The sequence below is a fragment of the Fervidobacterium gondwanense DSM 13020 genome (genome assembly GCF_900143265.1).
Lineage (GTDB): Bacteria > Thermotogota > Thermotogae > Thermotogales > Fervidobacteriaceae > Fervidobacterium > Fervidobacterium gondwanense.
This window is the reverse complement of the sequence record NZ_FRDJ01000001.1, coordinates 124,851-146,327: the sequence shown is the minus strand read 5'-3', so window position 1 is coordinate 146,327 and position 21,477 is coordinate 124,851. Positions and strand designations below refer to the sequence as shown.

Below are 21,477 nucleotides of genomic sequence, written 5' to 3'. Positions count from 1 at the left end.
GAAAAGTTTAGTGTAACCGAAGGATATATTCCGTCCATTATTTTTGGAATGTTTTCGGTTGCTGGAAGTGGCTTTATAGTGCAGTGGGCTGCTATGATTGTAACAAAACTGGAAATTTTAACTATTAATCTCTGAGTTGTGGTATGATATAATTCAAATGAAGTGGAAAAACAAATTGAATATTAAGGGGTGGTAAGAAAGTGATGAGAAAGTGGATTATCGGCTTTCTAAGTATTATTTTTGCGCTGAGTATCTTTGGGTACACGCTCCGTGTTGGTGATACTATCGCCATTGAAGTGTTTGGTCAACCACAATTCTCCCGAACAGTGAAAGTCGCATTTGATGGAACGATTCCATATCCGTATGCAGGAAATATCAAAGTGGAAGGATTAACAGTTGATCAAGTGAAGAACCTAATCGAACAAACTGTCAGAAAATTCATAAAAGACCCTGTCATAACCGTCTATATCGTCGACTACGCACCGATGTATGTCTACTTCCAAGGTGCAATGAACCGCACTTTTGACATTTCGAATTATCAAAATCTCACTATCTCAAAACTCTTCTCAATTCTCAACCTTTCGCCAACAACAGAAATCGATTTTGAGAATATCCAGCTCAAACGAGCAGGTAAGACACAGACGATAAACATGCTCCCGTTCTTCTACGAAGGCAAGATAGATAATGATGTTCTTCTTCAAGAAGGAGATGTAATCTACTTCCCACCGGTGAAATACAGTCAGACGATTCAAGTAAGTGGCGCATACTCTGCCATATTCAAATACGAACCCGGTTTGACATTGAAAACTCTACTTCTGCGCCTCGGCACACTCAACGAACAAATCGCTGTGATAGAGAATTCTTACCTTACAACAGCAAACAAGACAGTTACCGTAAACCTCAAAGACGTTCTCAGCGGAAAAACCGATTATTCTCTCACACAGGGAACTTCTTTGTACATCCCCAAAAGAGACGATAGATATGTTTACGTTCTTGGCTTCGTTCCGAGTGCGGGAGTCAAAACATTCGCAGTTGAAGAACCACAAAACCTTGCACTTGCGATAGCGAAAGCTGGAGGGATATCGAAAGACAACGAAAAGTGGATAGAAAAAATCACAGTCACCACACCGGATGGAAAGACTCAAGAATTCTCACCCACAATACTAACCATGGCAGCGAACGTCATCCTTCCAAACGGTGCGATAGTGAACGTAATAAAATACGAAGAGTTCAAAATATACTTAACGGGTGATTTCTCAACTGGAATAATCACATTCGAACCAAATGAACCAAAGATGCTAAAGACGCTACTCACGAAAATCGGTGGTCTCAAAACTGAACAATTCAAATGGATAGAATCGATAAAGATAAACGATACTACTGTTGACCTCTCAAAGATAGACACATACTCTCTCAAGAACAACGACACAGTTCAAATAAAAAAATACCCAGAATTCAAAATCTACCTCACGGGTGATTACAAACCTGGCATAGTCACGTTCGAACCAGACGAGCCAAAGACACTCGCAGGCTTGTTTACAAAAATAGGCGGCATTCCGACAGACCAACTGAAATGGATCGAATCGGTGAAGATAAACGGAAAAGCTGTCGACATATCAAAAGCTCAGGAATACACGCTCAGCAACGGTGACAAAGTCGAGATAAAGAAATTCGACGAATTCTACGTATACGTCCAAGGCTTTGCAAACCAGAAAGGTAAAATACCATTCGAACCGCAAGAGCCAAGGACACTCAAAACATTGCTGAACAAAATCGGACTGCCAAACTCAGATGTTGAAAACGAAGGAAAAGCACTGATAAATAACCAAATCGAAGTCAACCTCAGAGATATAATATACAACAAGAAAGACGTCAACCTGTCGCTTGGCGATACAGTGCTTGTATCGTACGAACCGTTCCTGATTTACACCACAGGCATATCAGGACCAGGCGTACTCCAGCTCTCATACTACGAACCGAAAACGCTGAGCTATGTGGTCAAAAAACTCATAACCCAGCCAGAAACCGTTGAAAAGATAACACTCTTGAGAAATGGAAAACAATTCGAATACGAACCTGAAAAACTCATCTACGGTAAACAAGACCAAATACTTGAAAAACACGACACATTGATCTTCAAACAATCCGACGTCAATGCCGTGTACCTTGTTGGAGATGTCTCCTCATACGTCACGTTCGCACTCAACGAACCGATAACCATCCAGAAAATACTTGCAAAAGTAGGACTGAGCGATTTAAGAAAGATAGATAAAATCACCGACAATGCAACAGCGATAGACTTCACAAAAGACACGCCGATTCAAAAAGGCGCGATACTCAACGTCCAGCTCAAAAAGCCGGTCTACGTAACGGCGATGGGGTACATAAGAAGCACGGGCAGAGTGCAGTTCGACTACTACGAAACGCCAGACTTGAAAACGCTCTTTGCTAAACTCGGCGGGCTCATCATCGGACCGGAACTCTATTACGCATCTGACAAAGTTTTAATTATTCGAAACGGTGCGTTGGCTGGACAGTACGATGCAGAGAAAATATTCAAAGGCATAGAGAACGCGCAAGTTGAAGATGGAGACTTTGTATACGTCACGCAGAAAGAACCGAACCAAGTCTATGTGTTCGGTAAAGGCGTACCGAATGGACTTGTGAGATTCACCCAAGGCGAAGAGTTTGACTTAAGAACGCTCATGGGAAAACTTGGAGGGTTAAAAGAAGGCATAAGCAACAAGATTACTGTGATAGACGATGAAAAAGTTGAGCAGATAGAATGGAGCGAATTTGCAAACGCAAAGCTTACTAATAACAGCATACTCCTCTTTGACGTCGACAAAGAAAACTACATATACGTAATCAACGCAAACGGAAATCCGAGCATGATTTACTCAGACAAACCAGTAACGCTCTACGAAATACTCACAAAAGCAGGAATAGACAAAAATTACAGAAGACTTGAAATTACAAAAGGAACGGAAAAACAAACAATCGAGCTCAAGGACCTTACCCAGGCAAGAGGGTACAACATCAATCCAGGGGACATCGTAAGGATAATCGACGCGCCGCAGAACTACGCGTACGTGCTTGGCGAAGTGAACAGGCCAGGAATAGTCCAGCTGACAGAAGGCACAACGGTGCTGCAAGCGATAATCCAGGCTGGATACTTCAGCACAAAAGCAGCGCCATCAAGCGTATGGCTCTACAAAGGTGGAATCAATGGAAAAGCGGAACAGATAAACCTTGCGGGTGCAATGAGCGGTGGAAAGATAGAATACAATCCTGTGATTGAAAGCGGAGACATAATCTTCGTGCCGTCTGATATATTCAGAAGTGCACTTGAATGGATACCGGTTATAAATAACCTAATAACCTTCTACAACAACGTATCCGGACTTTTCAAATAATGGCATCAAGGAGGAATAAATGATGGATCAGGAAATGACAAGAGACGAAATCACGTTAGAGGATCTTCTTAGAATATTCAAAAGGCGCTTCTGGTGGTTCTTTGCAACAGTTATAGCTGTTTTTGCTGTAACAATCGTGTACCTCATGCTTGCAACACCGATTTATGAAGCAAGCGTGACCATAAACATCGAGCCGAAATCAAAAGGAAGCCTTACAGATTTATTCTCAGCAACAGGATACACTTCATCAAGGCCTGATATATCGACAGAAGTGGAATTGATAAAGAGCAGAACAAACATTGAAACAGTGGTAAAGAACCTTAACCTCGTTGAATATTTCAAGAATAAATCAAAAAACAGTGAAATAGACACATACGATGTGATCAAATCTCTTTCAAATATGATAACCGTTTCACCGGTTAAAGATACGAGTATAGTCAAAATAAGCGTGCAAAACCCAGACCCAGAACTTGCAAAGAACATTGCAAACGAACTCGCAAGCGTCTACAACGAGCTTCTTCAGAGACTCTCAAGGAACGAATACACTGCACGAAGGGAGTTCATCGAACAGCAGATACCAAAAGTAGAAGAAGAACTCAAACAGGTAGAAGACCAACTCAAGAAATTCAAACAGACGAACAAAGTCTACGTGTTAAATGTAGAGTCTCAAAACCTTCTCAACACGCTCTACAACCTTGACACGCAAATCAACACTTACAAAATCAAAGTTGAAGAAGTCAAAGCAAAAATTTCAGCATTGACTCAGCAGCTCAAATCTATGAATCAAAAGATAGTCTCTTCAGAGACAATATCAGTCAACCCAGTTGTGAGTCAATTGAAAGCAAAGCTTGTCGACTTACAAATCCAGCTTTCAGCATTGCTGAATACGTATTCAGAGAACGACCAACAAGTCAAATCTCTCCGAAAACAAATCGAGGAAACAGAGAAGATGTTAAAAAACCAAGTCGAGAGCATAGTAACATCCCAAGTTCAAACAACAGACCCAAACTATGCATCAATGTACTCCGAACTCATCCAGAGCAATACGGAATTGTTAGTTTACCAATCAACAATAAGCTCAATTGAAAGCATCAAGAGTAAATACGAGCAAAAAATCAGTACGCTGCCAATGCTTGAGCAGCAACTATTCGAACTTGAAAGGGACAGAAAAGTCAAAGAAAACCTCTACAGCATTCTTCTTGAAAAACTTGAAGAAACAAGGATATCCGAAGCCGGCGTTGTTGGAAGGGCAACACTTGTGGATTCAGCGATTACGCCAACCCAACCGGTGAAACCGAACAAAAAACTTACACTTGCAATCGGAGGCGTGCTTGGAATCTTCTTAGGCATACTCCTTGTCTTCCTCCTCGAAGCATTTGACAAAACGATATCTGATGAGGAATACATAAAGCACATGCTTAAAGGTTCGCCAGTGCTCGGAAGGATACCGAACATAGAATTTCCAGAAACGAGCGAATCACCAGAGCTTGTTGTCGTAAACTCACCAACATCGCCGCAAGCAGAAGCTCTGAAGCTAACTGCAACAAATATCGAATATTCAAACACCCCGGCACCGAAAATTGTTGCTGTTACAAGCTCAGGACCTGGTGAGGGTAAAACACTTATTGCAGCTAACATAGCTCTGGCGTACGCTCAAAATGGAAATAGAACGCTCCTGCTTGATCTGGATATGAGGAAACCCAGAATCGAGAAGGTTCTTGGAATTGAAAGGATAAACATAGGTGTAACGAATCATCTACTAAAGGACATTCCAGTTGAAAGAATTATTGTGAATTATGGTGAAAATATAGATATAATCCCAGTTGGACCGATACCACCAAATCCAACGGCATTACTAACGTCGAAAAAGATGGAAGATTTTATCCAGAAATTGAGTGAAAAATACGAAAGAATCGTTATCGACCTTCCGCCAATCCTTGCAGCAGCAGATTCATTGATAGTCTCCAAATATACCGATGGCATTGTTCTTGTAGTGCGTGCCGGTAAAACGCAAAAACCATCTTTAAGAGTTGCATATGAAAATATACAGACGTCGTCGGCAAAACTCCTCGGCGCTGTTATAAACGACATAACAGCAAACCAGATGGGTTACTACTACTACTACTATTACTACTATTACACGACAGAAGGCAAAAAGAAGAAAAAACGAAGGAAAAGTAAAGAAAAATAGTTCTCAAGGCTCCGCAATCAAATGCGGAGCTTTATTTTTAATATTATACATCATGTGTAAATAAGGTGAAATTTTGATTACACAAATATGTATCGAGAATTGGCCTAAGTTCATCAAAAAAAACGAATTTAACACCAAAGGCTTTGTTCAATCAAACAACTCTTAAGTCATTTTGTTAAGCAGTCTGAACGAATGTGAATCTTGTTTCTGAATAAGTTAGGTAATCGGCATGCAGACAGGAGAAGTATTGTCCAGAATCGCTTAAATACTACACTTACGAATTATGCCAGGAGACAGACTTTTGAGGTTAAATTTGGTTGAAGTTCCGAAACATTAATGTGCACTGGAAGAAAATATATACTAACACGATTGCGATAGTGTATCTTTTGTGGTATGATATTTCTGACTAATACATATATTCTTTAATTCTTGCTTTAACTTCCAATTTGGGGGGCGTGTGTATGTACGACATTCACAACCACATTCTTTTTGGGGTAGACGACGGGGTTGAAACGCTGGAAGAGTCAATAGAAATTCTGGAAGATTACAAAAGGCATGGAATAGATTTTGTGGTATTCACTCCCCACGTAAACCACCCAACAGTAAAAAGTGACATTCAAAAAATAAAACAGCACTTCCAAATTCTGAAGGAAGAGTGCAATAGGATTGGAATTCGCTGCGAGCTTGGAAGCGAACTCTACTTGAAACCAAAATTCCAAGATTTCATACCTATACTTGATAGGTTTGTGCTCGTCGAGCTTGACACATTAAATTACCCTCTATATCTCTTTGACCAAATATTTGAACTGCAACTTGAAGGCTATGATGTCATCCTTGCTCACGTTGAGCGGTACGCGTGGCTTGAGAACAACAGACATGTTGTTCGCAAATTGAAAGAAATGAATGTTTATTTCCAAATGAACATCAGCGCACTTGACAAGAAAAACTACTTTATCAAGAACGATTACGTTGATTTCATCGCGACAGATTACCATGGAGTGAAAAGGGGAAAACTAGATTGGGAAAGACTTAAAGATTACAAGAGCCTTATTGAAAAAGGGCATAGGATTTTAAGACTTGCGAAAGTATAGAACGAATTTTCTGGTTACGCAGTCTAAAATGTAGAATATCTGAACGTAAGGGGGTATTTTGTGGAAAGGATAAAGATAGGGATCTTCGCCTCTAACGTAGCTTTGCTATATCTATTGTCAGATATTATTCCAAAAAATACCACATTTTCAACCTTAGTTTATCTACTTATATTATTGCTTGCGTACTATTCGTTCAGATTATACGACACAGAATACCTCTCTTCTTTTAAGTCGCAGCTTTTTAGGACGTTCATTGCAGGAACAATAGACATTGTGCTGTTTTACTTTCTTGATTTAATCTCGGAGTTCACATTCTCGCCTCGATACGTATGGTTCACCCTATCGGCAAGTCTTTCAGTTTCCATTTTGAATGTTGTGTTGTTTGTTGGCATAAAATCTTTACTTAAACCGCAGAAATATGTTATAATAGGAAAGCAGGAAGAATACAGTGATATAATTGATGAACTTACAAAAAACAGTGGCTCAATGTTTTCAATCTCAGGCTACGTTAACCCAGATTTATCACAACTTAGGGCACTGATGCAAATATCAAACGGCGTGCTTATAGGTAATCTCAAATTCGCAAAGACGATAGAAAACGATTTCAACGCCAACTATTCAAACAAACAAATCAAATATTTGCCAGATTTTATCGAACAAAAACTTAAGCGGATTCCTTTGAATCTAATTGAAAAATACGAACAATATTACATCCTTGAATTTTCAAAACCGAAAGACACGCTTGCGATAAGGCTGCTTGACATATTCGTCTCAATAGTGGCGATAATCTTGACATCACCACTATGGCTAATTATCGCATTGGCGATACTCATAGAAGATGGAAGACCGGTGATATTTAAGCAGAAGCGTGCAGGAAAAGACGGGAAGTTGTTTACAATGTACAAATTCAGAAGTATGAGAAACCTTCCGCAGAACGATTCACAGCCAAAATATCCGGATCAGGAAAAGGGCCGTATATTGAAGGTGGGTAAAATAATTCGGAAATACAGATTAGATGAATTACCGCAGCTGATAAATGTACTTAAGGGTGATATGAGTATTGTTGGTCCAAGACCTGAGCAAAAAGAGCTCCACGAGATATATTCACATGCGGACATACCTTATTACGAATACAGACTCAAGGTAAAACCTGGTATAACCGGCTGGGCGCAAATAACGTACCAATATTCGTCATCAGTAGACGAGGCGGCAAAAAAGTTAGAGTACGATTTGTGGTATGTGAAGAACAAGAACTTTTGGTTGAATGTAAAGATAATCATGAAAACGCCTGAGACGATGTTGTTTAGAAGAGGGGCGAAGTAGAAACTACCAAACGTGCTAATGAAAGAATTGCTGGAGGAACATAGTAGAATGAAAAACAAAAAACATGAAGTCTTGTTCTTGCACAGGTACTTTTATCCAGAATATGTAACTTCTGCAAGCCTGGCATATGACGTTGCTGAAGCGTTGGTTAAAGATGGTATTAATGTCTCTGTCTTGTGCGGGTATCCCAAAGAATATACAGCATTTGAGAAAGTACCAACACGAGAAGAACATAATGGTATGAAAATACGACGAATAAGGTACATCCAAGCAAATCGTAAAAGCTTTATCGGAAGGTTGGTTAACTATTTTTCCTTTACTATTGCTGTGTTATCTCGTTTATTCACTTTGAGAAATTATGAACTTATCATCGTTTATTCCGATCCACCTGTTCTTCCTATAGTCCCAGCTTTGTCCTCAGTGTTTTTTAAGAATAAGTTTGTTTATGTGTGCTATGATGTTTATCCAGAGATAGCACATGTTACTGGTATATTGTCAAAAAGAAGTCTGATTGCTAAAGCTGCAAATTGGGTTAATAACATTGTTTTTAGACATGTTGAAAAGGTTGTAGTTCTGTCCAGTGAGATGAAGGAGTTCCTCCTGAAAAGCAGACCTACGCTTTTGCCAGAAAAGGTGGAGATAATCCCTAATTGGTTTGAAAGTAAGGACCAAATGGATAGCTACGATAAAGAAATAGAAGGAAAAATTCAGACGATAAAAAGTGAGAATACTCTTGTAGTTGGATACTTTGGCAATATGGGAATTGCTCAGGATATGGATACACTGATTGAAGCTGCAAGAACTCTTAAGAATCATGAGAACATAAAGTTTCTTCTTGCAGGTCATGGTGTGAAGATGACTGAGATAAAATCCATTGTTCAGTCCGAGAAGCTCGAAAACGTCATAATTTTAGATTTCTTACATGGAAAGCAATTTGAAGAAGCACTTAAACTTAGCGATTGTTTGGTAGTGAGTTTGTCCCCAGGTGTAGTCGGACTTGCTGTACCAAGCAAGACATATTCATATATGTGGGCTGGTAGACCAATAATTGCTATTATGAATGAACCTTCGGATATAACAAGCGAACTCATTCAGTATAATGCAGGATACTGGATTAAGAATGGAGACGTAAAGCAGTTGGTGAGTGTTATTGAAGAATTGTATAATAATCCAGAAAAGAGAAAATCAATGGGTGAGAATGCAAAGCAGTTGTACCTTCAAAAGTACACAAAAGAGAAATGTACCGCAGAGTACGTTAAGTTAGTCAAAGATATCATCGGGAGGGAATAAGATGTTCTTAACTGACGAGCAAATAAACGAGATGTTCAAGGATAAGATATTACTCGTAACAGGCGGAACAGGAACATTTGGTAATGCTGTTGTCAAAAGATTTTTGAACACTCCGATCCGAGAAATACGCATTTTCTCGCGTGATGAAAAGAAGCAAGATGATATGAGAAGATTTTACAAAAACGAAAAGCTTAAGTTTTATATTGGCGATGTTAGAGATTTGGAAAGCATACGAAAAGTAATGAGAGGCGTGGACTACATATTCCATGCTGCTGCGTTAAAACAGGTTCCTTCCTGCGAATTCTTTCCAATGGAGGCAGTTAAGACTAACATAATTGGAACGGATAATGTGCTTACCGCTGCAATTGAATTTGGAGTTCGAAAAGTAGTCTGTCTTTCCACGGATAAAGCGGTGTATCCAATAAATGCCATGGGAATGTCGAAGGCTCTCATGGAAAAGGTAATCCGTGCAAAATCAAGGCAAGCCGACCCGGAAAAAACGTTAATATGCGGAACAAGATACGGCAACGTCATGGCATCTCGTGGGTCAGTTATTCCGTTATTCATCAAACAAATTAAAACTAGGCAGCCAATTACAATAACCAATCCAAATATGACTCGTTTTCTTATGAGCATAGACGAAGCTATGGAACTCGTATTGTATGCATTCCAAAACGGCAATCCTGGTGATATATTCGTAAAGAAATCACCTGCGGCAACGATTGGGGACCTTGCAAAAGCTATGATTGAGTTGTTCAATGCACAGAACGAGATTCAGGTAATTGGAATAAGGCACGGTGAAAAAATGCATGAAACATTACTTAGTAAGGAAGAGCATATGATCGCTGAAGATTTAGGCGACTTCTTTAGGGTACCAATGGACACAAGGGATTTACTTTACGAAAAATACTTTGAAGATGGAGATCCAGATTTGAGTAGGTACTACGACTATACCTCAGAAAACACGAGGAGACTCAACGTTGAAGAAGTGAAGGAAAAACTATTGACCCTTGAATACGTGCGAAGAGAGCTTGAAACCTCAACATACAATGAACCATCATTCTAAATAGAGGTGGATGTAGTGAGAATTCTTGTTACAGGAGCAAAGGGGTTTATAGGTAAGAACCTTATAGTAGAACTTAGAAATAGGGGATATAATGACATTTACGAAGTTGACAAAGAAACGGATGAGCTTTCGTTGGGGAAATTCATCCGGGATTGTGATTTTGTCTTTCACTTGGCAGGCGTTAACAGGCCCAAAGAAGAGTCTGAGTTTGTAGAAGGAAACGTAGAGTTTACAAAGCATCTTCTCACTCAATTGGAAAAGAGAGAAAAGCCAATTCCTGTTCTTTTCACATCATCAATTCAAGCAGAGAAGGATAATCCGTATGGTCGAACAAAGAGAATGGCAGAGGACTTGATATTCGACTACGGCAGGAAGACTGGAGCAAAAGTTTTTGTTTATAGATTACCGAACGTTTTTGGAAAATGGTGCCGTCCAAATTACAATAGTGCTATCGCAACATTCTGTTATAACATAGCTCGTGACCTACCGATAACAGTGAACGATCCAAATGTTGTTTTAAAGCTTGTTTACATAGACGATGTTGTCAATGAATTCATAAACGCACTAAATGGTTGTGAAAATAGAGATGGTAAGTTCTGCGAAGTGGCTACTCAATATACAGTAAAGTTAGGTGATATAGTTGACTTGCTATACTCATTCAAAAAGGGACGAGAGAATCTTTCTGTTCCAAATGTTGGTGACGATTTTGTAAAGAAACTTTATAGCACATACATTAGCTATCTTCCGGAAGAGCAATTTTCCTACCAGCTGAATATGAAAGCTGATGAAAGAGGTTCTTTTACAGAATTCCTGAAAACTGAAGACAGAGGTCAAATATCAGTGAATGTTATAAAGCCTGGAATTACAAAAGGCAACCACTGGCACCATACGAAAGTTGAGAAATTTCTTGTAGTAAGCGGAGAAGCTATAATAAGATTCCGAAAAATAGATTGTAGTGAAGTTATAGAATACCGTGTAAGCGGTAACAAACTCGAGGTTGTTGACATACCACCAGGATATACGCACAATATTACGAACATTGGCAATTCCGATGTGGTTTTCATAATCTGGGCAAATGAACCATTTGACCCTCAGCGACCAGATACATACTATTTGGAGTCAACTATGTAAAATTAAAAATTTATTCAGAAGTAGCTAATGCAAAACCAACATTGAATTTTTCACGCTTTTTCAACATCGCATACATCGTTCTCAACAGCTTGTGCGCTACTGCCATTATCGCTTTCTTGTACGGTATTCCTTGGGCTCTTTTTCTCTCAAAGTATTCTCTAAAGTATTCGTTGTGTATTACAACACTCACTGACATTAGCCAAATTATTCGTCTTAAATGTGCATTACCTCTTTTCGAAATATGACTTTCAATTTTGCTTTTACCTGATTGATATATGCTTGGATCAAGTCCACAGTATGCAATAAGCTTTTTGTAGGAACTGAACCTTGAAATCTTGCTTCTGCCAAGAAATGCATCGCACTATTTTGACCGATGCCTTTAATTGAAGTGAGTAGTTCAATATCTACATCGATTGAAGAACATTTGCAATATTGAGTAAGTATTTCATCGCATTCTTTGAGCTGCTGTTGAAAAAATCTGAGCTCTCTGATACTCTGGATAAGTAACTTCTCATTCACAGGCCAATATTGAGCGATAGAATTACTTGCAAGTTCTTTTAGAAAAGCAACAGAAAGTTTCGGCTTTCTTCCGGCAGGTTTTGAGAAGAAGGCATTCAGAGTATTGATAGAAGCCTTTTGAATAGCTTTAGCAGAAGGGAAAGAGGAAAGCAGGTCTAAGATAGCATCGTTGTATATATTGGTAAATCTTTCAAGCTCAGGGAAGAGGAGATTAAGAAGCTTTTCGATATTGTTCTTGATTCTTGAAATATCATGTATGATGTTTTCACGTTCCCTAACAATATCCCGGAACTCAGGATTGAGGAATGGGGAAGAAGGAAGCTGGTGTTGAAGGTAAAATAAAGTGCAAGCGATAGAGCGAGCATCGATTTTGTCGGTTTTGGTCTTTCTAAGAGAAATAGAAGGGGAATCTTTGACAATAAGAGGGTTAAGGACGATGCAAGAGAAATCGTTAAGGGCAAGGAAGGAAAGCAAATTGAGGTGATAACATCCGGTAGACTCCATAGCCAAAACGATGGAGTCTTTGGGGAAAGAAGAAAGACTGTCAACAAAGGAGGCAAATCCTTGCTTGGACATCTCGAAAACTTTCTCGAAAATGATGGAATCAGGCTTGGAAATGGCACAGACGTTGAACTTTTCTTTGGAAACGTCAATGCCAACGAAAATGGAGAAAACTTTGGTATGCATGATATGACCTCCTTTTGTTTGATAGAAAGGCGAGGGCAGGTGCCTGCTGAACCAAACCTCCATGATGACAAGGGTTTCAAACCCAATCAACTTATCATGGTTAAAGGCAGGCAACAGACTCCAAAAATGGCTTGAAAGCCAAGGTGAAAAAAGTTGTCCTGCCCTTGCCTATCTTTTGACTAAAATATTTATACCATAATTTTACGTAGGAGGTCTAAGATATGAAAAAACTCAAAGTCATGACAGTTGTTGGAACACGACCAGAGATAATAAGACTGTCTGAGATAATAAAGAAGCTTGATGAGTCAGAGGCGATAGAGCATATATTTGTTCACACAGGGCAAAATTATGACTATGAGCTAAATGAGGTTTTCTTCAGGGATTTAGAATTACGAAAACCAGACTACTTCCTAAACGCAGCCGGCGAGAATGCAGTAGAAACTGTTGCAAACATCTTGAAGAACATCGATCCGGTTTTAGAAAAAGAAAAACCTGATGCATTCCTCGTGCTCGGCGATACGAACAGCTGTTTAAGTGCGTATGCTGCGAAGAGAAGGCATATACCAGTTTTCCATTATGAAGCAGGGAATAGGTGTTTTGATCAGAGAGTTCCAGAAGAAATAAATAGGCGTATTGTTGATCATATTGCCGATATTAATCTAACTTATAGCACAATTTCCAGAGAGTACTTGATAAGGGAAGGGTTCCCACCTGATAGGGTTATAAAGATTGGAAGCCCGATGTATGAAGTTCTAATGAAAAACATGCCAAAGATACAAAAATCAGATGTTTTAAAAAGACTCGGATTGGAGCCAGGAGAATACTTTGTTGTTTCATCACACAGAGAAGAGAATGTTGATGTTGATGAGAAATTATTGGAACTGGCTGATTCGATCAACACTATCGCAGATATCTACAAGCTTCCAATCATTTTCAGTGCTCATCCAAGAACTCGCAAAAGGCTTGAAAAGAAAGGCATAAAATTCTCTGAACTTGTACGGGTTTTGCCTGCTCTGGGGTTTATAGATTACGTAAAACTTCAAATGAACGCAAAATGTGTTCTCAGTGACAGTGGAACGATTAGTGAGGAAACGTCTATACTAAAACTCAGAGCGCTTAACATCAGAGAAGCTCACGAACGCCCAGAAGCAATGGAAGAAGGAACTGTTATGATGGTTGGCGTGAAAAAAGAACGAATACTGCAAGGATTAGCGATTTTGGAAAATCAGAGTGGTGAGTCAATTCAACCAGTTAGAGACTACTTTGTGCCAAATGTGTCAGAAAAGGTGTTGAGAATAATTCTTTCGTATACAGACTATGTGAACAGGGTTGTGTGGCTTAATAGGTAAAAGGGCAGTTTTTAGTTGACCATTGTTAGACACTTGATTAATTGGTTAAGAAGTCTTGCTGTTAGCTTTCGGAGTATCGTGGAGGAAAGTCATTGACTTGGTTGTACATGTTATTGTGTCTATGGTATTATGCTGAAGTAAGCGTTCGATGGACAGTTTTATAGTAATTGCTTAGGAGAATTGTTAGGTGACCTATAAAGGTACACAACACGATATTGATATAGAGATGTTATACAAAACAGTCTGAGAGTTATTCATTGCTCGCACTAAACCATAAGAGATTTGTAAATATCAGATAGGCTCATTTTAGATCTTTCTTTCACGTATACGGAAACAAATACGTACAGACATGAAGCAGCTATCACCACATAAGTGGATTTCTGGTTCATGAATCTCGTCATTATAATTCTTAAAAGATGATAACATGTCCTATGATAAATACCTAAATTGGCTTAATGCCAGATGTTTTGGCATTACAGACCGAAAAGGTTCTGTATCGATATTCTAATAGTCATCCAACACTGTGTTTTCTTATTACTTTCAACAATCTCCACAAAATCTTACGAAATACGTGTCTGCTATCTAATGATATGTGTCAGGCTAGGATAAAGCAGGTTCTTTGGTGATCTCTCATATTTACGAACGTAATAGCTTCAGCTTCTAATGCTTGGAGGAGATAAAGTTGAAGATTCTTCAAATAAATAGTGTTTGCGGAGCTGGAAGCACTGGAAGAATTGTTTGGCAAATACACGAAGCATTAACAAAGGCTGGACATGAAAGTTATGTTACATACGGACGTGGAAGATCAGCAAATTGTGACGCCGCAGTACGGATTGGTAATAAACTGGACGTCTACTATCACGTTTTTCTCACAAGATTTTTCGACCTTCATGGCTTTGGTTCTAAAAGTGCAACAAGAAAGTTTATAAAATGGCTTGAACGTACAAATCCAGATATAGTGCATCTTCACAATATACATGGTTATTACATTAACATAGAAGTTCTTTTCTCATTTCTAAAGGACTTTCATAAACCTATTGTTTGGACTTTCCATGACTGCTGGCCTATTACTGGGCACTGTGCACATTTCACGTTTGCACAATGCGAAAAGTGGAAGACGGGATGTTACAGGTGTCCTGAGAAGAGTAAGTATCCGAAAAGTGTTCTTTTGGACAATTCTGCATACAGTCACAAAAAAAAGAAAAAACTCTTCACTGGATTGAAGAACCTTACAATTGTGACACCATCGAAATGGCTTGCTGAAATCGTCAAGCAATCGTTCTTATCAGAATATCCAATTCGAGTCATTCACAATGGGATAGACACAGATGTATTCAAACCAACTTTTGGAGAATTTCGAAAAAAATACGGGCTTGAAGGAAAATTCATTATTCTTGGCGTAGCAAACAAATGGGAGGAAAGAAAAGGATTACACTACTTTTTAGAACTTTCAGATTATCTAAATGACGATGAAGTGATAGTATTGGTGGGTCTATCAGAAAGGCAAATAAAAAAACTACCGAAGAATTTTATAGGCATAAGAAGAACGAACAGTGCTAAGGAACTTGCTGAAATATATACAGCTGCGGATGTTTTCCTCAATCCAACGTTGGAAGACAATTATCCAACAGTCAATTTAGAAGCTCAGGCGTGTGGAACATTTACGATAACTTTTGATTCAGGCGGGGCTTGTGAAACCCTAATCTCAGAGAAAACAGGTATATGTTTGAGAAGTAGAAGCGTTATGTCAATCCTCGAAATTATAAGAAGCAGGAAAATCTTTCAGGGAAATTTCAGTATGAAAGAAGTTAATATCCGGGAATGCAATGGAAAAATAATGTCTAAGGAAAGCCTTACCTTAAACTATATAAATCTTTACGAAGATATACAATCTATATTTTTGGAGTGAATCTAGAGGACTGAAAGGTATCTGTACACAACCGCAACCAATCGACCTGTGTATCGTCTTAAAGACCTTATGAATATAGCTGTATTATTTGTTTTAAGTACAACAGCTTTTCTCAACTGCGGATAGTTATACAGAGATAATGTTTTTGTTATATTGGCATTTCTCATCAATGGTTTTATCTTTTTGTTTCAGCTGTCCACGGTATCACCTATAGGATACAGTCTGAGGGAAATTTATTATATTTTTATGCTTATGCTTATGTTTTACGCTCCGCTACTCCAGTATTTGGCAGACAAATTTCCCTGGTCAAATACTAAGCTACTCGCGAACGATCGGATTATTTATTCGAATCTTTTAATGCTTATTTTCACACTCTTGTTTGAGATTGCCTACAGAATTACAAACGCTGTAAACGAGACAGGTGATCACAAAATGGGAGTAAACATGTTCATTGGAATTTCTGTCATCTATTCTGACCAATAAGGGACTCTTCGGAGCGTCGTACTTTTCCTATTTTACCTATATTGGAAGTTTACCAGCATTCTTTGGAACACTTGTACGGTATTTCTTGTTTCCACTCTATTTGTTAGCCATAATTACTGCACTTTCACCTAGTGCGAAGAAAAGGAAATATGGTTTCGCATTCACATTTTACCGTTCGGTATCGCTTGCGTGTGTGGTTATTTATACGGTGGATCAACAGAACTTCGTTTTAGGGGAGTTATCTACTGTTTAACTACATTTGTGCTTTTTGGAATTAACTTAAGAGAGAGTCTTAATTTGCAAGATACTCATAGAAAAAACTGGTTCATGCTCGAATATGCTTTGCTTTTACTAATGCCGTTATCATCCATTTTCCTATCTGTAAGGTAACTCGACCACAATTAGTGGACACAGAAAACATTCTGTTATCTAAGAAGGAGGCGACATTCCAGTACATGTTGTATATTTCAACTTTAGAGGATCTTGAACGACTGGTCGGGGTTAAGAAAAAAGTATTCGCACAAGCCAAAGCGTTTTCAAATCTGTTGAATAGTCCAACAATCCTTGTTTGGAACTCTGGTGGAAACGTCAGAGTAAGTCATATTGAGGGAAGTAGGACGTATGAACTTGCTGCCAATTTGTTTGCGTTGCGAAACAAGTTTGATAAGCTTCTATACTATAAGAAACTTCGAAAGGTCTTACCATTTGTCATATCCTACGATTCAGGGCAGAGAATAGCATACCTAAGATGTACACTTTATAATAAATCTTTCTTAAACTTACTGAGTTGCCTGAAAAAAGAGAATTATAAAGTTGCCATAGAAATACCTACCTCAACTTTTCTTAAAGAGTATTCTAACAAAGGCGTAGCAGGAAGATACTTGTACTTGAGTTACGCAAAATATCATCAAGCTATCTATTCAATTGCTGATCTGATTGTGGCAATCGGTGAAATATCTGAATCGTTGAAAGGGTTTGAGCACAAAGTACTTGAAACCTCAAACGGAATAGATCTTTCGGAGGTACCGCTGATCGGCCCACCTGCATTTACTAAACAACTGAATCTCATTGGTGTAGCAAACGTTTCCTACTGGCATGGATACGACAGACTTCTTAGAGGTCTTGCAGAATATTACGCTTCGTCAAAGGGGTTTGAAGTGAATTTTCATGTGGTTGGAGATGGTCCTGAACTTAGCGCTCTCAGGAATCTTACCGAGAAGCTGAAGCTTGATTCTCACGTGTTTTTCCACGGAAGGAAGTCTGGCAACGAATTGTACGAAGTTTATAAGAAAAGACATGTTGGAATCGGTTCGCTTGGCAATCATCGTAAGAATATGTTTACTACGTCAGAACTTAAGCTAAGGGAATACTGTGCGTGCGGTTTGCCGTTTCTGCATGCAACATCTGATTCAGATTTTCCTGAACAGTTCCCGTTTGCACTCAAAGTACAATCTAATGAAGAGCCAATCGATGTGCTTGAAATTATAAGGTTTTACGAGAGAATCCGCGAGCAATATCCAGATTATCCAGAACAAATGAGGAAGTATGCTGAGGAAAACCTCACGTGGGATATGAAACTACATCAGGTAATAGAAAGGATTCAAGAATCAATAAGCACAGGTGGGGAGTGAAGAACTTGGATGTAATGGTAGTCTTGAAGAGGAATAAAAGAGGAATAAAATGAGAATACTTTCATTAGTCGGAGCGAGGCCACAATTTATCAAGGAAGCAGTAGTACACAGGGAACTGAAAAAATATCCTGACATAACCGAGGTGCTTGTACATTCCGGACAGTACTACGACTTCAACATGTCGGATGTGTTTTTTGAAACACTTGAGATTTTGAAACACTTGAGATAAAGAAGCCTGATTACTTTTTGAACGTTGGTTCAGGATTACATGGTGAGATGACAGGGAAGATAATGATCGAGTTTGAGAAGGTGGTATTGAAAGAAGAGCCAGATATGATATTGGTGTATGGTGATACAAACACAACACTTGCAGGTGCAATAGTTGGGGCGAAGCTGAAGATACCAGTAGCGCATGTTGAAGCGGGGATAAGGCAAGAGCCAAAAGATATGCCGGAAGAAATAAACAGGGTATTAACAGACCATGTATCAAGTTTATTGTTCTGCCCAATCGAGCTGGCAGTGAAGAATTTGGAAAGAGGAGGAATAACGAAAGGTGTATACTTTGTAGGGGATGTGATGTACGATTTATACCTCGAGATGGAGCCGAGGTTTAAATATGAAATATATGAAGAGCTAAAGTTGAAAGAAAGGGAATAAATAGTCGTAACGCTGCACAGGGATTTCAATGTTGATAACAGGGAGAGACTCAAAAAGATACCTGAGCAGTTGAACAAAATAGCGAAAGAGAAGAAGATCGTCTTTCCGATCCATCCGAGGACAAGAAAGAGGGTAGAGGAGTTTGGGTTGCAGAATTACTTGAAAGACATAACGGTGATAGAGCCTGTGGATTATTTGAATTTGATGGGTTTGGTGAAGAGGAGTTGGAAAGTGATAACGGGCAGCGGGGGGCTGCAGAAGGAGGCGTATTTTGCAAAAAAGCAAGCGGTGGTATTAATGAATGATACAGGTTGCAAAGAGTTGGTCGATATTCGTTTGAACAGGTTAGCTGATAAGGATGAATTGTACAAGATAGTTATGTGTGAATGCAAAGTGAAATATCATGAAGAAGTTTCAGGGACTGGTGACCCTGCAGCGATAGTAGGAGAAATTTTGCGTTCCAAATTCTAACTCATTTCAAGTTCGTGAGGAAGTCTAAGCATGATTCCTATGAGAAGAGGTGCGACTGAACAGTTAACCTTTGGATGTTGCGAATCACACATACTGCTTTGCATTGTGAATATGCTGTGTTCAAGTTTTCTGAAAGTTAAAGGATAAAGAGGGCGTGAAATGATGGCAAAAAAACGAATTATTGGGTACTATCTCTTCTTATTGTTTTTGTCCACCCTAATAGGAATAGTATTTATTTTGTTACGTATCGAGATTTCAGAAAAGAATGAGGAGCTGCCTGATTACGTCACTTTACTTGACACCACTGAAATTTCTCGTGAGCCAAGTTTTTACACCGACGAGCTTTTTTACTTTAACTTTTCGCCTCAAGAAGGGTTTACTGAAGCGCTAAGGTATCGGTTTGATAGATTTGTAAAGTATCGATTACCAGAAAACTTGAATTTTTGGGGATATTATACAAGCTTTATTAGGAAGACTTTTGTCAGGGACGACAGGAATTGGTGGTCAGTTCTTTTTTTTACCGGTTTTCCGGGTTTATTAACTTTTTCTGTACTGTTGTTTAGAATTTTAAACAGCGTGCTTATGTTAGACCCCAACAGAAGCCTTGCATTCACGCTTATCATGCTTTTGAATCCTAATGTTATAATGAGCGGTGCTTCTTGGCTTAGGGACATATGGATATACAACTTTTTGCTTCTTGCCGTTCTTTCATCATACAAAAAAGATATAAAGGTGTTCGTTTGTGTTACCATTGTTCAATCGTTAATTCGTTTATACATGTTTGTTCCTCATATTTTAGCGTGGTTATTGATACCTCAACGTAGCCATTTAACAAGCAATAATAGTGTTCTTGGGAAAGACGAACACGCTGTCAGACAGAATAATCTGAATTATCTCAAGGCGGTCTTGATTACTTTCGGTGTTATCGGACTCTTTTACGCACTCAACGGACTTAACATTCATCGCTTACCGATAATACTTGCTCAAAATTTTACCCCTGTTATTCTTTATTCAGCGTTTAAGGGACTTGTACCAAGGTTTAGTTTGTACTCCTTCCTCTACGATATTGACGTATACGCTTGGTATTGGTTTGCTATTTTCTATTTTGTACTTTACCTTAGACTTTTTATTAGGATAGCTGTTGAAAGGCGATTGTTTGACGACGTAGAAAAAAATTTCTTCTTACTGTTCATCTTAACCGGGCTTTACATGGGGAGTCTCCATACGTTTTATATAGGATTTCTAGTACCCAGAGTTGTTTTTATAACGATAATATACGCATTCTTCTTACTATGTGCTGGCTGTCGACGTTATAACATGAAACCGTAGCTTGCTCGAGAATGAAATGTCTAATACGTGGCTAAATATGGGGTTATAAACCACTTAGGATTTATTTTACCGCTTCGTTGGAAATGGAATGATGGATTCCGCGTAAGTTTTGAGTTTCCATGCAACAAAATCTCATAGACTGGAGAGGATGAAAGCAAAGTTATGAGGAAAGTATTGATTATTGGAGATTGCAGGGGCATTTTCTTAAGAAAACTCTTTGACAATCTCGTAGTCGCAGGAAAAAAGCGATATAGTTTTGGCTTAGTGAGCGATGGTAAACGTCTTTATAGTAGTGATCAGTTTGACGAATGCTCAGTTCCGAAAAAATGTATCCAAAGGATTTTCAATGCGATTTATATCTCTAAAAAAATCTCTTCTGAAAAACCTGACGTAGTACACATACATTTTCTTGATCCGTTAAATGTTTTCTACAAAAGTTTATTAAAAGACGCTAAAGTAATAATTACGCTGTGGGGGTCTGATCTTTATAGATACCCAACAAGATCACTACTTAAAAAATTACTTCAGAAGTTCCTGATAAAACGTGCAGACATTATTACGGTGGTTTCTCCCAAGATGAAAAATGACTTTCAGAAAATATTCGGATTCGAGGATAAGCCAATTTTACTAACCAGGTTTGCAATACCAATTGACCTATCGATCATAGATTCACTGAGTGAAGACAAGCTTCGATGGTTCAGAAGAAGATTTTCTGTCGGGGAAAATGAAATAATTATCACTCTGGGCTATTCAGCAGATCCAGGAAAGAAGCATATGTATATGATTGATGAGATTGTTAAGCTATACAATACTTTTAAAAACATTTTCGTCTTCCTCCCAATGACCTATGGCAATGTCGAACACAGAGAATTGGAACAAATAACCAAAAGGTACGTTCTTGTTCTTAAAGTATATACCTTATTGCTCGTTTAGT

At 38.7% G+C, this 21,477-nt stretch carries 15 protein-coding genes and 1 pseudogene; 13 read left to right on the top strand and 3 right to left on the bottom strand.

What is annotated here, in order from left to right; genetic code table 11:
• The first annotated feature begins 203 nt into the window (after window positions 1-203).
• From BUA11_RS00635 to BUA11_RS00605, 7 genes are all read left to right on the top strand, one after another.
• On the top strand, window positions 204-3,416 hold the full coding sequence (locus BUA11_RS00635; protein WP_072757826.1) for a polysaccharide biosynthesis/export family protein: 3,213 nt from the start codon (window positions 204-206) through the stop codon (window positions 3,414-3,416).
• 22 nt (window positions 3,417-3,438) lie between these two features.
• Complete coding sequence (locus tag BUA11_RS00630) at window positions 3,439-5,607, top strand: GumC family protein (RefSeq protein WP_072757270.1); 2,169 nt, start codon at window positions 3,439-3,441, stop codon at window positions 5,605-5,607.
• Window positions 5,608-6,068: 461 nt separating this feature from the next.
• Entirely contained in the window at window positions 6,069-6,698 is a 630-nt protein-coding gene (locus BUA11_RS00625) for a CpsB/CapC family capsule biosynthesis tyrosine phosphatase (protein ID WP_072757268.1), read from the top strand.
• Window positions 6,699-6,758: 60 nt separating this feature from the next.
• Window positions 6,759-8,021, top strand: coding sequence for an exopolysaccharide biosynthesis polyprenyl glycosylphosphotransferase (locus tag BUA11_RS00620; protein ID WP_178137729.1), 1,263 nt, complete (start codon window positions 6,759-6,761; stop codon window positions 8,019-8,021).
• Window positions 8,022-8,069: 48 nt separating this feature from the next.
• On the top strand, window positions 8,070-9,311 hold the full coding sequence (locus BUA11_RS00615; protein ID WP_072757266.1) for a glycosyltransferase family 4 protein: 1,242 nt from the start codon (window positions 8,070-8,072) through the stop codon (window positions 9,309-9,311).
• Between the two features lies 1 nt (window position 9,312).
• Window positions 9,313-10,377, top strand: coding sequence for a polysaccharide biosynthesis protein (locus BUA11_RS00610; RefSeq protein ID WP_281246557.1), 1,065 nt, complete (start codon window positions 9,313-9,315; stop codon window positions 10,375-10,377).
• 15 nt (window positions 10,378-10,392) lie between these two features.
• Window positions 10,393-11,508: a capsular polysaccharide biosynthesis protein CapF gene (locus tag BUA11_RS00605; RefSeq protein WP_072757264.1), complete on the top strand. Its 1,116-nt coding sequence runs from the start codon at window positions 10,393-10,395 to the stop codon at window positions 11,506-11,508.
• 10 nt (window positions 11,509-11,518) lie between these two features.
• On the opposite strand, the gene BUA11_RS10410 is transcribed toward BUA11_RS00605, so the two are convergent.
• Window positions 11,519-11,785: a transposase gene (locus BUA11_RS10410; protein WP_245789443.1), complete on the bottom strand. Its 267-nt coding sequence runs from the start codon at window positions 11,783-11,785 to the stop codon at window positions 11,519-11,521.
• Window positions 11,722-12,714, bottom strand: a complete 993-nt coding sequence (locus BUA11_RS00600) for an IS110 family transposase (protein WP_245789398.1) — start codon at window positions 12,712-12,714, stop codon at window positions 11,722-11,724. Before BUA11_RS00600 ends, BUA11_RS10410 begins: the two co-directional genes overlap by 64 nt.
• 221 nt (window positions 12,715-12,935) lie before the next feature.
• Here BUA11_RS00600 and wecB (BUA11_RS00595) point away from each other — a divergent pair, with 221 nt between their 5' ends.
• A complete protein-coding gene (wecB, locus tag BUA11_RS00595; protein WP_072757262.1) occupies window positions 12,936-14,063 on the top strand; it encodes a non-hydrolyzing UDP-N-acetylglucosamine 2-epimerase in 1,128 nt (375 codons plus the stop codon).
• 682 nt (window positions 14,064-14,745) lie between these two features.
• Window positions 14,746-15,972, top strand: coding sequence for a glycosyltransferase (locus BUA11_RS00590; protein WP_072757260.1), 1,227 nt, complete (start codon window positions 14,746-14,748; stop codon window positions 15,970-15,972).
• 2 nt (window positions 15,973-15,974) lie between these two features.
• Here the strand turns inward: BUA11_RS00590 and BUA11_RS10315 are convergent, their stop codons facing one another.
• A complete protein-coding gene (locus BUA11_RS10315; RefSeq protein ID WP_178137728.1) occupies window positions 15,975-16,139 on the bottom strand; it encodes a hypothetical protein in 165 nt (54 codons plus the stop codon).
• A 771-nt stretch (window positions 16,140-16,910) separates the two neighbouring features.
• Between BUA11_RS10315 and BUA11_RS00580 the strand changes: the two genes are divergently transcribed.
• The 4 genes and pseudogenes from BUA11_RS00580 (at window position 16,911) to BUA11_RS00565 (ending at window position 21,476) form a co-directional block, all read left to right on the top strand.
• Window positions 16,911-18,086 carry a glycosyltransferase gene (locus BUA11_RS00580; RefSeq protein ID WP_072757256.1) on the top strand — a complete coding sequence of 392 codons (1,176 nt, stop codon included), beginning with the start codon at window positions 16,911-16,913 and terminating at the stop codon, window positions 18,084-18,086.
• A 49-nt stretch (window positions 18,087-18,135) separates the two neighbouring features.
• Window positions 18,136-19,214, top strand: a pseudogene (wecB, locus tag BUA11_RS00575) (non-hydrolyzing UDP-N-acetylglucosamine 2-epimerase).
• Window positions 19,215-19,373: 159 nt separating this feature from the next.
• On the top strand, window positions 19,374-20,543 hold the full coding sequence (locus BUA11_RS00570) for a hypothetical protein (protein WP_072757254.1): 1,170 nt from the start codon (window positions 19,374-19,376) through the stop codon (window positions 20,541-20,543).
• A 162-nt stretch (window positions 20,544-20,705) separates the two neighbouring features.
• Window positions 20,706-21,476, top strand: a complete 771-nt coding sequence (locus BUA11_RS00565; RefSeq protein ID WP_072757251.1) for a glycosyltransferase family 4 protein — start codon at window positions 20,706-20,708, stop codon at window positions 21,474-21,476.
• The last annotated feature ends 1 nt before the right edge of the window (window position 21,477 follow it).

Coding starts and splice junctions, on each gene's coding strand:
- BUA11_RS00635 (WP_072757826.1), top strand. CDS start 204: ATGAGAAAGTGGATTATCGGCTTTCTAAGTATTATTTTTGCGCTGAGT.
- BUA11_RS00630 (WP_072757270.1), top strand. CDS start 3,439: ATGGATCAGGAAATGACAAGAGACGAAATCACGTTAGAGGATCTTCTT.
- BUA11_RS00625 (WP_072757268.1), top strand. CDS start 6,069: ATGTACGACATTCACAACCACATTCTTTTTGGGGTAGACGACGGGGTT.
- BUA11_RS00615 (WP_072757266.1), top strand. CDS start 8,070: ATGAAAAACAAAAAACATGAAGTCTTGTTCTTGCACAGGTACTTTTAT.
- BUA11_RS00610 (WP_281246557.1), top strand. CDS start 9,313: ATGTTCTTAACTGACGAGCAAATAAACGAGATGTTCAAGGATAAGATA.
- BUA11_RS00600 (WP_245789398.1), bottom strand. CDS start 12,714: ATGCATACCAAAGTTTTCTCCATTTTCGTTGGCATTGACGTTTCCAAA.
- wecB (WP_072757262.1), top strand. CDS start 12,936: ATGAAAAAACTCAAAGTCATGACAGTTGTTGGAACACGACCAGAGATA.
- BUA11_RS10315 (WP_178137728.1), bottom strand. CDS start 16,139: ATGAGAAATGCCAATATAACAAAAACATTATCTCTGTATAACTATCCG.
- BUA11_RS00580 (WP_072757256.1), top strand. CDS start 16,911: ATGTTGTATATTTCAACTTTAGAGGATCTTGAACGACTGGTCGGGGTT.
- BUA11_RS00570 (WP_072757254.1), top strand. CDS start 19,374: ATGATGGCAAAAAAACGAATTATTGGGTACTATCTCTTCTTATTGTTT.
- BUA11_RS00565 (WP_072757251.1), top strand. CDS start 20,706: ATGAGGAAAGTATTGATTATTGGAGATTGCAGGGGCATTTTCTTAAGA.